Genomic DNA, 13,155 nt, shown 5'->3' on the forward strand with positions numbered 1-13,155 from the left:
CCCCACCGGCCGCCGTTACCGACGCCTCACCCGCCTGAGATCTCGCGGCCTCTCAGCCGACTTTGTGCAGCCAGACGACAGGAACCTCGTCGGACGCGTGACGGAAGGGCTCGAGCTCTTCGTCCCAGGCTGCGCCCAGCGCTACGTGCAGTTCGCGCTGCAACTCGAACGCGTCGCCGCCCGCGAGCTCCATGGCGTAGCGGAGGCGGTCTTCTCCGATGACGACGTTTCCCGAAGCATCCGTCTGCGCGTAATGGATGCCGAGGCCGGGCGTGTGCATCCAACGGCCGCCGTCGCTGCGCGGCGTCGGGTCTTCGCTCACCTCGAAGCGGAGGTGCTCCCATCCGCGGATAGCGCTCGCAAGAGCTGCACCCGAACCGACGGGCCCCTCCCAGAAGAACTCCGTACGGCGAGCACCCGACAGCACGGGCTGCTCGGACCACTCGAAATTGACAGCACGCCCGAGGGCGCGACCGACAGCCCACTCCAGGTGTGGGCATAGTGCACGTGGCGCGGAGTGGATGTAGATCACTCCGCGCGAAGACGCAGTTGCCATGGTTTCTCCTTCGTCAGGTACGTCTTCCCCTACGACCTGACCGGAACCCGGCATATTCGGTTGTTCTGTCGCAATTATCTCCGGTGAGCCGCGGAATCACAAGCGTGTGATTCCGGACGAAGAAATGGCCCCGATCGAATCCGACCGGGGCCATTCTCAGAGGAGTGTTTACGCCTCGCTCATGACCGTCTGCTCGGCCTGGCCGCGGGCCGCGAGAGCAGCGGCGCGGGCGGCGAGCCGGCGGGTCTGCTCGGCCTGACCGGCGTCGAGCTGATCCTGCGGCACCTCGTAGCTGTCGACGTGGTTCACACCGTTGTACTTCTCGATGTAGGCGTCGAGCTCGGGGCCCGACGTCCACGACGTGATGAGGCAGTAGCGCGGGTCGTTGCCCGGGTGCGTGGCGGCGTGCCAGAGGCGCTGCGTGTCGACGATGAGCTGCGCCCCCGCCGGAAGCGCGATGCGCGTCTCTTTGCTGGGGTCGGTGCGGTTCTCGCGCAGGACGAAGTAGCTGTCCTTGTCGTCGGTGAGGTTGAAGAAACCGCGCACGACCCACCCGGTGCCGTCGGGGTTGAGGCGGTTGTTGTCGTCCTGGTGGAGGTTGTAGAGGCAGTCGGCGTACGTGTTCGGCTGCAGCTCGATGATGCGGCAGCGGCCGACGTTCGCACCGGGCTCCATCGCGCGCTCGGTGAGCGTCGGGGCGAGCGCGGTCTGCGAGCCGATCCAGATGCCGTCCTTGTCGGTGCGGGGATTCTTCCCGCTCCAGAATCCGGCGCACTCGATCTCTCCGTCGCGCGAGGCGAGCGGGGCGAAGCGGGTGTCACCCGACGACTTCCAATCGACGTACTCGATGTCGAGCCATTCCTTGGGGTCGATCTCTTTGTTGTAGCGGTCCAGAACCACGTAGCCGGTCTCTTCGAGAGCGGCCGATTTGATGTAACCCATGAGGTGAGTCATGCCTTCCGTAGGGGGCCAGTACGTTTTTCCTGGCCCTGGTAAGGCAAGCCTACATCGGCACCCCGGTCGATCCCGGGAGCTCGGTTAGACTCGCCAGGGCTCGCGCCGCACCCGGTTCGACGCTCCCCCGATGCCGAACGGAGACCGGTGCCGAGAATGGTCAGCGCCACGAATGTCGATGCGACCGCCGTCAACACCATCGGATGGCTGTCGTCGCCCGAGACGAGCATCGTCGTTCCCGTCTATCAGCGGCAGTACCGCTGGGACATCGGCGGCTGCGAGCAGTTGCTCGCCGACATCCGCGCCGTCGCCGACACCGACGATCGGCGCATGCACTTCATCGGCTCCATCCTGTCTGCCGTCAATACGGAGGACACCACCGGCGAGCTCGTGCTCATCGACGGCCAGCAGCGCATCACGACGCTGATGCTGCTGGTCGCGGCGCTTCACCACACCGTGCGAGGAACGCATCCGGAGATGGCGGCCGAACTCGAGCGCGTGATCGTGCGCGCGGCCGATCCGTCGCGCACGAAGCTGCGTCCGCATCGCGCGTGGGCAGACGCCTTCCGCGCCGTGATGATGGACGCGCATGCCGACGACGCCGCACGCGACACGCGCTTCGACGACAACTACGCGTTCTTCCGCAGCCAGGTGAGCCTCGCCGAGGCGCCGAGCATCTGGCGAGGCCTGCAGAAGCTCGAGCACGTCTCGATCACTCTGGGTGCGGGCGCCAACGCCCAGCAGATCTTCGAGAGCCTCAACTCCACCGGCGAGCCTCTGCGCGACCACGAGCTGATCCACAACTACGTGCTCATGGGCTTGTCGCACGACGAGCAGACCGAGATCGAAGACGGGTTCTGGCTTCCCATCGAGCAGAACACCGGTGACACGATCGCATCGTTCTGGCGGCACTACCTCGTCATGCGCACCGGGCGCGAAGTGTCGACGGTCGGTGAGCGCGGTGTGTACGACGCGTTCCGGGCCGAGTTCCCGCGACTCGACCTGGCGCAACTCCGGGCGGATGCGGCGCAGTGGAAGGCCTATTCGGAGATCTACCGCGTGCTGCTCGAGCCAGCCCACGAGCCGGACCCCGAGATAGCGCGCCAGATCGGCTACCTCAACACCTTCGGCCGTGGCATGTACCCGCTGATCATGCGGGCCTACGGCGACTACCTGACGGATGCTGTGCAGAAGCCCACGCTGCTGCGCACTCTCGGGTTCGTGCAAGCCCTCCTCCTGCGCCGCAGCGTCGTCGGATTGGCCAACGACCGGCTCGTCGCGCGCCTGTGCCGAGCCCGCGCCGACGGGCAGGACGAGCTCGAGAAGGCCATCTCGCGCATCACCCCGTCGGACGAGCGCGTGCGCGTAGGCCTCAAGTACAGCGAGCTCCCCCATCCGACATACGTTCTCCGGCGTCTCGCGGCGACGGACTCCCCCGACGTCGAGCTCGAGTGGATCTTCCCGCCCGCGCCCGCCGACACGTGGAGCGGCGACGGCACGCGCGAATGGTCGGAGTACACCGAGGACGAGCAGAACAGCCACCGGGCGCTGGCGAAGACGCTCGGCAACCTCACGCTCCTCGAGGAAGGACTCGCGGAGCGCGCGGTCGACCGCACCTACCCCGATAAGCGTGACGGGATCTACCCGCGCAGCGCGGTCGACATCTCCGCCGAGCTCGCGTCGGTGCCGGCGTGGAACACGGCCGCCATCTCCGCGCGATCGGCCTCACTCGGCGAACGGTTCCTCGAGATCTGGGCGAAGCCGCCGGTCGTTGACATCGACGACGACGGGTTGACCCCTATCCTCGACGCGAAGCGCAGGCGCGGGTGGCCGCGCGGCTGGCAGCGGGAATGGGACTACGTCGAATACTGCGGCGAGCACTGGGAGGTTTACGACGTCAAGTACCTCTTCAACCGCGTGTTCAAGCGGCTGTGGGCCGATTCGCGCGAGTCTGTTGTGGCGTTCAGCGGCCGCCGGGGCGGCCCCGTCTACGGGGCCCAGTCGTGGAACGGACAGTGGGACGCACTCGACGACGCCCACTTCCTCTACATGGGATGGGACTCGCGCTACATGCTCACCGCGGTGCAAGGCGTGCTCGACGAAGCCGGACTCGCGTCGGAGGTCTTCGTGAAGTACTCCTACATCGGCGACGCGATGCCCTGACCCCGCAGCATCCGGCAATACGGGAGACCGCTCGTCAGGGGCGCAGCAGGTCGACGAGCCCGCCGATCACCAGCGCGATGGCGAGCACAATCAGCAGGGTGCCGATCAGCACGCGTCCGATGGCGCGCGCGCCCGAGCGAGAGCGGGTTCGCATCCCGAGCAGGACGGCCGCACCCGACGAGCCCAAGATCAGTGCGCCCGCGCCGATGAGCACGATCATGACGCCCGCGCCGACCTCGGGGGTATGGAGGTACCCGAGCACGAGGGCTCCGACATACACGATGGCGGCCGTGACGACGCCCGCGAGAACTCTCGCTCCGATGTCGCGCCAGAACTTCTCCTCGCGAACCCACTCGCCCGGCCATGCCCACGGCGAAACCGGGCGTTCGTCGCTGTTCTGGGCCATATCTGCACGATAGCGGCCCGCTCGCGCCGTGAACGCTATGGTGCAGTGGTGTGTACGCGAATCCTCTGGAACGACAACCCGATCGCCAAGACCGTCAGCCGCTGCATGGACTGGTCGGTGAGCGACGAGCCCGAGCTCTGGTTCGTGCCGCGCGGCACCGAGCGCGGGGGCACGGGCGACACCGACGCGCACGCGTGGCGCTCGCGGTACTCGAGTGTCGTCACCAGCATGTGGAGCATGGGCACCGTCGACGGCCTCAATGAAAAGGGCCTGGGCGCGCACGCGCTCTACCTCGACCCTGAGGACGTGTCGTTTCCCGACCCCGACGGCCGCCCCTCCGTGCCGAACGCGCTCTGGGTGCAGTACCTGCTCGACAACTACGCGACAGTGGCCGAGGCCGTCGCTGACATCGACAGCATCCGGATCACCTCGCCCACCTTTCGCGGTATCGAGCTCGGCATCCACATCGCTCTGGAGGACGCGACCGGCGACTCCGCGATCATCGAGCCGCTCGATGGCACGCTGGTCGTGCACCACGGCCCCGAGTACACCGTCATGGCGAACTCCCCCACCCTCGACAAGCAGCTCGAGAACCTGGCGCGTTACCGCCCCTTCGGGGGTGAGCTGCCACCGCCCGGAGACATCACGTCGTCGGATCGCTTCGTCCGCTCGTCGTACTTCCTCCACTACCTCCCCGAACCGGCCAATCTCGAAGAAGCCGTCGCCGGGGTCTTCCAGCTCATCGCCAACGTGTCGGTGCCGTACGGCGCGCCCTACTCGACCGGCGACGTGTATCCGACGTGGTGGCGTTCCGGTGCCGATCTGACGAACCGGGTCTACTACTTCGGCTCGACCCGGAGCCCGAACATCTTCTGGATCACCCTCGACGACCTCGCCGACGGCTCGGAGGTGCGCCGCATCGACCCACGGCAGCTCACGCTCGTCGGCGACCAGACCGAGAACCTGCAGCCCGGGGTGCTCCCCTACTAGTTCTCTCCGGCGCGCCAACGACGGCGATGGCCTCGGACCGGCTCAGCCGCGTCGTTTCTCGAGCCAGGTGCGCACGTATGGCCAGTGGGATGCTGCGGGGACGATCGCGTGCAGGTGCGAGAGCTGTGGCACTTCTGTGAAGTCCACCCGCGCACCCGCAGACCGGGCTGCCTCGACGTAGTCGCGCGTGTGCTCGATCGGCACCCGAGCGTCATCGCGCCCGTGCACGACGAGCACTTCACCGCCGGGTGGAACGTGAGCGACAGGGGACGCCGCGACGATCGAGTCGGTCGATTCGCCGAAGAACTCCTCTACGGCGCCGTCTCCGATGCGCTCGCGAGAGCCGCGCACGAGATCCGTGACCGGAGCGAGGGCAACGACGGCGTCGCCCTCGCTGCTGCCGAGGAGCGCCAGCTGTCCTCCGACCGAATGACCGATGATCGCCAGCCGCGACGCTTCTCCCGCTGTGCGCGCGGCGGCAAGCGACGCGGTGAGGTCGGCGGCGGTGGCCGCCCATCCTTCCGAACCCCTCCGGTACTCGACGTTCGCGACCACCCATCCGTCGGCGGTGAACATCGGTACCAACGGTTGCATCAGCTCAGCCGTGAACGGGCGACGCCAATACCCGCCGTGAATGAGCACCACCGTGCCGCGCGGGCTGCCGACCGGAGAGGTGACCTCCACGTGCTGGTCGGGGTGTTGCCCGTAGCGAAGAGTTCGACGAGCGGCCTCCGCCGCGCTCACGCCCCTTCGACCGCGCCTTCGGGAAGGAAGTCGACGCCATTGAGCGCCGAGAGTCGAACGACCTCCGCGGGATCGGTGACGTTGTGCAGCAGGCTGAACAGGTTGGCGAGCTTGCCGCCTGGACTGACCCAGAAGAGCGACTTCGCCTCTGTCTCCTGCTTGTTGTAGTACGCGTGCGGGAGGTTGCGCGGCATCTGCACGAGGTCGCCCGGCCCGGCGGTCGTCCACTGCCCGTCGAGGTACAGAGTGTAGACACCCTCGAAGACGTAGATGAACTCGTCCTGCGTCGGGTGCACGTGGGGCGGCACCCCCGTCCCAGCGGGGTCGAGCGAAAGCCAGGAGTAGGTAGAGGCGCTTTCGATCTTGGTGGTGTACGTGTGCCCGAGCACGTTCCAGACGCGCCCGGCGTAGGCTTCGTCGGCCCGCACAATGCCGGCGGGCAGATCTCCCAGGATGATTTCTTCGGACGTCATCGTCGTACTCCTCTGCTCAGGACGTGGTGCTGTCAGTGTGGCAGAGACGACGAACGACGATCACATGTAGGCATTGGGCGGCGGATGCTGCGCCGCCGAAGACCGCTAGGCGTCTTCGGCTCGCCTCTGCGGCATTGCCGCCCCGCGATTCCTGGTCGCGCGGGGGCGGAGGATGTAGACGAACACCATCACGCCGATCACCGACACGAGCACACTGAGGTCGATGAACAGGATCAGCAGCAGCGTGGAGGAGTCGAGCACTCACCGACAATAATCCACGCGCGACGCGCGAACAGCATCGACGCCCCTGCACCTCGACGGCACGCGTGTCGCACGTTGTTCGCGCGGCGCGCGGGGTGATCTGACGTGTGTTTCGTGCACTCCAGCTCCTGGTCGAAGGCGTCCGAGCAACCGGCATGGGCCACTGCGCCCCGACTTTGCTCCAGCGCGGGCGGCCGGCCTCGGCTGATCCCGACGCGAGTAACGTTCATCCTCGTAGGTTGGTCTGTATGACGCAGCGGATAAGAGCACTCGCCGTCCTGTCCGGATCGGTTGTGACGGTCATCGGGGCGACGATCACGGTGATCTTCTTCTTCCAACCGTGGCGCAGTTGCGACTATGAAGACACCTCTGTCGGCTGCGCGATGCTTCCGACGGATGCGACGGTGATGGGGGTTGCGATGTGGTCGACGCTCGTCGGGCTCATCATCCTCGCGCTGGCGCTTACGCTGCGTCGGCGTCAGTGCCCGCGCTGACCGCCCGAAACACGAATTTGTCGTCGGCCGACCAGACGTGCTCGTCGTCGCATCGGAACCCGCGCAGCCACCGTTGCCCGTCGACCACTCTCAGGTAGAGCCCCGCCGGGAACTCGTGATCATCTCGGAGGCGCGGTGCGGCGATGGTGAGCGATCCTGACGGAGCGCGGCCGGCGCTCAGCACGCTGTCGGGAGCGGGAGACTGATCTCGGATGGCGAGTCGCAGGCAGGCTCCAGTAGTCGGAGGGCAGAGGCGCAAGCCTGCGGCTAGTGCTCGCTCGTGAATCTCAGGGAGGGTTCCGCCATCGGGCAAGCCGAGGTCGCGCACCGATCGCTCGATGACCACCACTTGCTCGGGTTCGGCGATGGCGTCAGCTGTTGCGGCGGCGAGAAGCGTCTCAGCATAGTTGTTGAGGAGCACACCCGCAGCCGCGAGTCGCGCGAGAAGCTCGCCGCAAGCGAGACCGCCGACGACAATGCGCCAAACCTGAGCGGCAGCGTTCTCAGCTTCGTTCACTCCTCGAGGCTAGTCGGGCCCAGGATCACTCGCGGAGGGTCAGCCGTCGCCCGGAACGCACCGCTTCCGCAACCGGAGGCGCGACTCTACTCCCCCGATTCGCCTCTTCGGGTGCGGGGCGTGGTTGAGCAGAACCGTGCAACAGAGAGCCGGGTGGTCAGGTATGCGAAGGGGATCGCGGTGTACACCGCTGCCGCGACTCCGAGCAGCGGGCTAGCCAAGAGCAGCCCCACCACGAAACCGAGTGCGACTGCGCCGAGTGCACCAGTTGACGCCCGCGAGAGTGGTTCTATCGCTATACCAAGACGGTATTCCGCGGTCGATCTGCCCGCCTCCCCCGCAAGAGGGAGAAGCACCTCACTATCGCCGTAGAGGTGAGCACGGAGAGCGGTGATGCGAAGCGGCTGGCCATACAGCCGCGAACGCGGGCGAACGGTTCACGCCCTCGGGGCGAGAGCTGACTGAATGATGCGGATGTTCTCTCCGAGAAGGCCCGAGGCGAGCAGCCCCGCTCCGAGCGGCCCGGATGAGTCCTCTCCAAGCGCCGGCAATTGTCGTAACGCTGTCTTCGCGGTCTGGCACATGTTCGCCAGCTGCCACTCGATTTCGGCCGCGCCTCCACGACCCGGATCGACGATCTCGGCTGCCTTCGCCGCATAGGCTGCGGCACCGAGAGCGTGCGCGCCCATGTGCGCGACTCCCGCAGCCTGTCCGGCTGCCCACGCAGCAGCTTTCGCCGCGGGCGAATCTACCGACTGTGAGGCTCGTCCGGCGACGAAGCGGCGTCGGATCTCTCCCGCCGCATCCAATTCTCCGCTGGCGAAAGATCGGGCGCGGCTTATTCCGTCTCGTGGTCGATCGTCTTCCGGCGCCTCGGCTTCGAACAGCGGGAGAACGCGTTCCGCGCAGTCCGCTGCCCACGCGGCGACGATTCGGCGGTCATTCTCGCTGAGCGATTGTGGGGAAAGCATGCTCCTACCTTCCTACACACGATGAACGTGCCGCAGCCGGGTGCGACATCGCCGTGCGTCTCGGCCAGGCGACCCTCGCTACGCGGGCGCTCTGAGTGGCAAGGAACCTCCAAAGACAACACGGGCTCTCCTGCGAGCATGCTGCCAGGCGCGCTGTTCATTGTGACGACGCGGGTCTCTCGTACTTTGCTGGCGATAGCCACCCACGGCGCTGTCCGGTTCACCGCGCCGGCGCAACCACAACGAAGCAGCGTGAAGTAGTGACGTCCCCCCTCCTTGTGACACCCCGTTTGCGCGTGACCTGCGCAAAGTCGGGTCGGTTCCGCGTGGCCTCAGCATCAGCACCCTCGCGTTCTCTTATCTCTTGTTGGCGCTTTTCGGGACGCTTGAGGGGTCCGCTACCGCTTGGATCGTTCAAGCGGCGATGGCAATCGGGCCAGCTATTGCTGTCGCTCTCGCCTGGCGGGTGAAGGCATGGATCGCAGGCGACCACTTGATCATCCGAGGAACCCACGGAATGCATCGCGTCGACCTCACGGATGTCCACCTCTTCGCCCTTGTGCCGTACGCAGGTGTCTGGGATAGCTTCACGGCGGGACCACGCTGGTTGAACGGCAACCTTTACATGCTCGAGGTCGTGGGGAGGACCGAGTGGTACCCGGACTTTCCGTCGACGATGTGTTTCAGGCCTACGGCGCAGCGTCTGGTGGAAGGGTTGAACACGCTCATCTGCGCGAAATAGCCGCTCTCGACGATTGTTCTGCCCTCCTCGACGTAACGAGACACCGCCCATCAAGGACGCTGACGACTTCACTGTCTTGACGCGACGCCTGACAGAATGAATTTCGTAGCGATCTCAGGAATCGGCGGCGGCATGCGTGGCAGGCGGGGATGGCATGCGCAGACGGGCATTTTGCTGATCGTCGCGACCCTCATAGTCAGCGCGATTTCGGCTCACGTCGACGTGTATTCGCGACCTGCTCCGTCGTCCTCCGTTCGCGAACCCGGCTGGGAGACCTCGCAGATACTGACCGAGTTTGCATGCCTCGCAGTCGCCGGGCTCATTCCCGCAGCGATCGCATATTTGATAGCTTCACTCCGCCCCGATTCGATGGTGTGTCAAGCGACTGCCGCACTGATTTCAAATGTCGTGTGCGCAGCAGTGGCGTACCCGTACCTGGCCTGGATATCTCCCGGAGCCCCGTTCTTTCTCGGTGGCCTTGGCGCCTTCTTCTTCGGGCTCGCCCTTCTTGGGCGGTTCGCACTCAAGGCGCCACGAGCAGAACTGCGGACCACAGCCGACGCGGATGCAGTCAGCACTGCGTAGACACCTCTCATGGCTCGCAGAGACGGAGCAACGCAGGTCCGCGACGTCGCCCCGACGCCGTATCGCGCCTCCAGCCCACCTCAGCTGCTGCAAGACGTAATTCGACTGATTGGCCCACGAAGAAACCTTGACTATCCTCTGTCAGCCCACCTCTTCACCATCTGCCTGTGGCCAGTGCAGCGGTGACGGACGCACCATTCTCACCGCGCTAGTGCGCTCGGCGGAACGTCACGCGTAGAGCCGCACCTGCAGCATCACTATGGCGACGAGCACGCCCAACCCAGCCAGAATCATCAACACCCAGCGTAGCCAGCGGGTGCCTGACCGCCTGATTGAATAACGATCGTCACGGTCAGGTCTTGTTCGTTCTGCACGGACACCGCAGTCACTTGCCGCGAGGTTAACTCCGCCGAGGTCTTCTCCGTGGCATACCCGATACATCGACCGATGAGAATCTCTGGCAGCTTCTCGAGGTTGCCGGCCACAAGAGACACCGCCTGCCGAACGTCGAGGAGCGCGCTGTCGGCAATACTCGTGGCGCGCTGCTGTGCCTGACGCGAAGGTTCACCCCCAGGCAATTACGAGGAGCCAAGTGATCGCGCTCTCCTGTCCATTCGCCTATCCACTGGCTACGCGAACATCTGGCGCAGCATATCGAGGTCGCCAGCGTCGAGTGCCTTTGCGATCACGTCGGCGTCGGCCGGGTGCGGGAACAGGTGCGCAAGGTCGTCAGCAAAGATCCTGCGGATGGCGTCGAGATCGTCAGCGTGGGCCGCGGCGCTCATCGCTTCAACTGCGAGCTGGTACGGAATCTGCTGGTATCCGGCGGGCGAGCCGGCGGGGCTGAAGTACGGAATCCACGGGATGGAGCTGTCAGGGTGAAGCAACAGCACCTCGCCGGGTTGAATCGTACGCGTGTGGTTGAGCATCGTAAGCGTCAGCGCGTTCGCGATGCAGAATCGATCGCCGATCGCATAGATCGCATCACCGGGCGCCACGGTGTACGTCACAATCTGACCCTCTTCGTCCGTGCCCGCGATGCCCGCGGCGAGGTCGCGCGCGCCTCGATCCACCAGGTTCCCGCTCAGGCTCGCGCTCATCCCGCCGACGTGCAGCCAGGCCGGGTCGTCGCACCCGGGAGGGGAGCCCTTCGGGATCGCGGTGCCGTTCCCTACGTACACGTAGCCGTCGCCGAGTTCATCAATCATCTCCGCGCCAAGGGTGTCCTCCGTCTCGTCGGGCGCTGGCTCGACAGTCGGCTCCTCCGGTGGCTGGAAGATGGCCCACGACGACATCTCTGCGTACGCGCCAAAGATGGCTGGCGCAGCGAGGGCGACGAGGCCGCCCACGACGAGCACGGCGACGCCCGCGGTGAACTTGGCAGCGACGTTCATGTGATCGAAGCTAACGGGACTCCTTACCGCGCGCTACGGCTGAGTTCACAAGCAGCCCTTACAGACGCCCGCTGCTCGATCCACCCGCGCAACTGAATAGATCGGCAATGCGCGAGCTGTTCGCGATCAATACAGCGCCTGCAGCGCCCGTTACGGAGTGCTCTAGGCTCAGCCGCATGATCCGGTCGGGTAGAGCGAGTTTCGTCGTCACGTCAACGGAGACGGACCCTGAGACGAGCTCGAGATTGCTGGGGCTTGACCCGACTGAAGTCAGGCCAAAAGGTGTCACCCTCCGGTCAGGTCGAGTCCGCGAGCATCACACATGGTCCGTAGATGCGGACACGATGAACAACACGGAGGAAGACCAAACCGGCACCGGATCACTGAAGGAAATACTCCGAATTACCCGCACCGCCGCTGGCAGGGTCGCCGAACTCCCGGACGACTGCGAAGCGCGACTGTGGTGGCACGGGTCTTCCGACGCCGCCCAGGGCGGCTTTGTTCTCCCGGCTGAGGTCGCCGAGCGGATCGCCGCTCTCGGCGTAAACCTCTATGCCACGGTGTATCTCGACGAAGGTCTGATCGCGGAGGAGTAGTGCGCTCATTGCCCCAGCCGTGCTCCGCTGGGAACTGAATGGTGCCCTCCATCAGAGGACTCACTGTATGCGCGAGAACACGTGGCCGCCGGCACCTCATGCGTACCTCGCGGGGGAAACGTCCAGAAGCGGCCCCCTAAATGAGTCCGCGACGCCACCGCCGCAACTTCTACGCGCGGTTCTCCCACGTGTTTCCGCGGTTCTTTGTAGGGCGGGTGGGACTTGAACCCACGATCGTCGGGTTATGAGCCCGCTGCCTTGACCAGCTTGGCCACCGCCCCCTGCGTCGACGAGTTTATCGTCGCGCGGTCACGCCAGCGGCGGGCGCTCCCGGCCACTCCCGCGGGCTATGCCGAGCTCCTGGCTGTCGCTGATGATCTGCGGGTGGTAGCGCGTCAGCAGGAACACGCCGACAATCGCGATCGCGCCCGCGATGCCGAAGCCGACGAGCGCCCACGGCGGAGCGGTCGACGCCTCGCCGAGCACCACGAGGCCGATCACGACGGCCACGATCGGGTCGATCACGGTGAGACCCGCGATCACGAGGTCGGGCGGACCCACGGAATACGACGTCTGCACGAAGTACGAACCGACGCCCGCGGCGATCAGGAGTCCGACCACGCAGAGCACCGTCAACCAGTCGAAGTTGCCGTCCTGCGCCCGGCTGATGACGACCTTCGCGAGCGTGGCGACGAATCCGTAGACCACGCCACCGGCGGAGATGTAGAACAACGCGCGCAGCTTTCGGCGACGCGCGAGCCACGTGCCACCGAAGATGGCGAGGACCACCAGAAGGATGACGAGGATGATCGAGAGCTCTCGCGCCGTGATCGCGTGCTCGGTCGCGAAGAATGCCGCGATCGTCACGAAGGAGAAGATGCCGCCGATACACAGCACGATCGCGAAGATCGACCGTCGAGTCGGCTTGTGTCCCGAAACCCGTGCGTTGAGCAGCGTCGTGATGACGAGCGCGATCGCGCCGATGGGCTGCACGAGGATCAGCGGCGCGACCGACAGCGCACCGAGCTGACAGATGATCGCAAGCCCCAGCATGAGCGTGCCGATGACCCACGACGGGCGACCGAGCAGCGCCAGCAGCTGCCGACCGCTGAGCCCCGCGCCGGTCTGACCGGTGACACGTTCGACCTTCATCACGCCGCGGTGCTGGTACTGCGCACCGAAAGACATGAAAACCGCACCCGCCAACGCGAGAGGGATCCCGAGGAGAATCCCGGGGTCGCGGAAGATACCGACGAGTTCATCCGTGACGTCGTTCAGCAAAACTTCGGCGCCAATCACCCTCCGACAC

At 65.7% G+C, this 13,155-nt stretch carries 14 protein-coding genes and 1 tRNA gene; 4 read left to right on the forward strand and 11 right to left on the reverse strand.

All coding sequences use genetic code 11. The annotated features are described in order from the left end of the window. Nucleotides 1-52: 52 nt before the first annotated feature. Nucleotides 53-556: a DUF3145 domain-containing protein gene (locus tag ABTU82_RS00835; RefSeq protein ID WP_116646501.1), complete on the reverse strand. Its 504-nt coding sequence runs from the start codon at nucleotides 554-556 to the stop codon at nucleotides 53-55. A 168-nt stretch (nucleotides 557-724) separates the two neighbouring features. After that, entirely contained in the window at nucleotides 725-1,498 is a 774-nt protein-coding gene (locus ABTU82_RS00840; protein ID WP_407171049.1) for a hypothetical protein, read from the reverse strand. Nucleotides 1,499-1,666: 168 nt separating this feature from the next. Between ABTU82_RS00840 and ABTU82_RS00845 the strand changes: the two genes are divergently transcribed. Next, nucleotides 1,667-3,673, forward strand: coding sequence for a DUF262 domain-containing protein (locus ABTU82_RS00845; RefSeq protein ID WP_407171050.1), 2,007 nt, complete (start codon nucleotides 1,667-1,669; stop codon nucleotides 3,671-3,673). Between the two features lie 34 nt (nucleotides 3,674-3,707). Here the strand turns inward: ABTU82_RS00845 and ABTU82_RS00850 are convergent, their stop codons facing one another. Next, nucleotides 3,708-4,079 (reverse strand): hypothetical protein, encoded by a 372-nt coding sequence (locus ABTU82_RS00850; RefSeq protein WP_407171051.1) that lies wholly within the window; start codon nucleotides 4,077-4,079, stop codon nucleotides 3,708-3,710. 48 nt (nucleotides 4,080-4,127) lie between these two features. Here ABTU82_RS00850 and ABTU82_RS00855 point away from each other — a divergent pair, with 48 nt between their 5' ends. Further along, nucleotides 4,128-5,069 carry a linear amide C-N hydrolase gene (locus tag ABTU82_RS00855; protein ID WP_407171053.1) on the forward strand — a complete coding sequence of 314 codons (942 nt, stop codon included), beginning with the start codon at nucleotides 4,128-4,130 and terminating at the stop codon, nucleotides 5,067-5,069. A 42-nt stretch (nucleotides 5,070-5,111) separates the two neighbouring features. Here ABTU82_RS00855 and ABTU82_RS00860 read toward each other — a convergent pair whose 3' ends face one another. From ABTU82_RS00860 to ABTU82_RS00870, 3 genes are all read right to left on the reverse strand, one after another. Next, the gene (locus tag ABTU82_RS00860; protein ID WP_407171056.1) at nucleotides 5,112-5,813 is read right to left on the reverse strand and encodes an alpha/beta hydrolase family protein; all 702 of its coding nucleotides are present in this window, start codon (nucleotides 5,811-5,813) and stop codon (nucleotides 5,112-5,114) included. Next, on the reverse strand, nucleotides 5,810-6,286 hold the full coding sequence (locus ABTU82_RS00865; protein WP_407171058.1) for a cupin domain-containing protein: 477 nt from the start codon (nucleotides 6,284-6,286) through the stop codon (nucleotides 5,810-5,812). Before ABTU82_RS00865 ends, ABTU82_RS00860 begins: the two co-directional genes overlap by 4 nt. Before the next feature lie 105 nt (nucleotides 6,287-6,391). Then, entirely contained in the window at nucleotides 6,392-6,547 is a 156-nt protein-coding gene (locus ABTU82_RS00870) for a hypothetical protein (RefSeq protein ID WP_407171061.1), read from the reverse strand. A 248-nt stretch (nucleotides 6,548-6,795) separates the two neighbouring features. On the opposite strand from ABTU82_RS00870, the gene ABTU82_RS00875 reads away from it, so the two are divergent. Then, nucleotides 6,796-7,041 (forward strand): hypothetical protein, encoded by a 246-nt coding sequence (locus ABTU82_RS00875; RefSeq protein ID WP_407171064.1) that lies wholly within the window; start codon nucleotides 6,796-6,798, stop codon nucleotides 7,039-7,041. Here ABTU82_RS00875 and ABTU82_RS00880 read toward each other — a convergent pair. The 3 genes from ABTU82_RS00880 to ABTU82_RS00890 form a co-directional block, all read right to left on the reverse strand. Beyond that, entirely contained in the window at nucleotides 7,010-7,558 is a 549-nt protein-coding gene (locus tag ABTU82_RS00880; protein ID WP_407171067.1) for a hypothetical protein, read from the reverse strand. The two genes, ABTU82_RS00875 and ABTU82_RS00880, sit on opposite strands and share 32 nt — an antisense overlap. 437 nt (nucleotides 7,559-7,995) lie before the next feature. Further along, nucleotides 7,996-8,529 (reverse strand): putative immunity protein, encoded by a 534-nt coding sequence (locus ABTU82_RS00885; RefSeq protein WP_407171069.1) that lies wholly within the window; start codon nucleotides 8,527-8,529, stop codon nucleotides 7,996-7,998. Nucleotides 8,530-10,485: 1,956 nt separating this feature from the next. Further along, on the reverse strand, nucleotides 10,486-11,250 hold the full coding sequence (locus tag ABTU82_RS00890; protein WP_407171071.1) for a hypothetical protein: 765 nt from the start codon (nucleotides 11,248-11,250) through the stop codon (nucleotides 10,486-10,488). Between the two features lie 176 nt (nucleotides 11,251-11,426). Between ABTU82_RS00890 and ABTU82_RS00895 the strand changes: the two genes are divergently transcribed. Then, a complete protein-coding gene (locus tag ABTU82_RS00895; RefSeq protein WP_407171073.1) occupies nucleotides 11,427-11,846 on the forward strand; it encodes a DUF4279 domain-containing protein in 420 nt (139 codons plus the stop codon). A 207-nt stretch (nucleotides 11,847-12,053) separates the two neighbouring features. Here ABTU82_RS00895 and ABTU82_RS00900 read toward each other — a convergent pair. Together ABTU82_RS00900 and ABTU82_RS00905 are read right to left on the reverse strand one after the other, a co-directional pair. Continuing rightward, nucleotides 12,054-12,127, reverse strand: a tRNA-Ile gene (locus ABTU82_RS00900). A gap of 28 nt (nucleotides 12,128-12,155) precedes the next feature. Continuing rightward, nucleotides 12,156-13,142: a DMT family transporter gene (locus tag ABTU82_RS00905; RefSeq protein WP_407173268.1), complete on the reverse strand. Its 987-nt coding sequence runs from the start codon at nucleotides 13,140-13,142 to the stop codon at nucleotides 12,156-12,158. Nucleotides 13,143-13,155 lie beyond the last annotated feature (13 nt).

The sequence above is a fragment of the Microbacterium deferens genome (assembly GCF_045517775.1).
Taxonomy (GTDB): Bacteria; Actinomycetota; Actinomycetes; order Actinomycetales; family Microbacteriaceae; genus Microbacterium.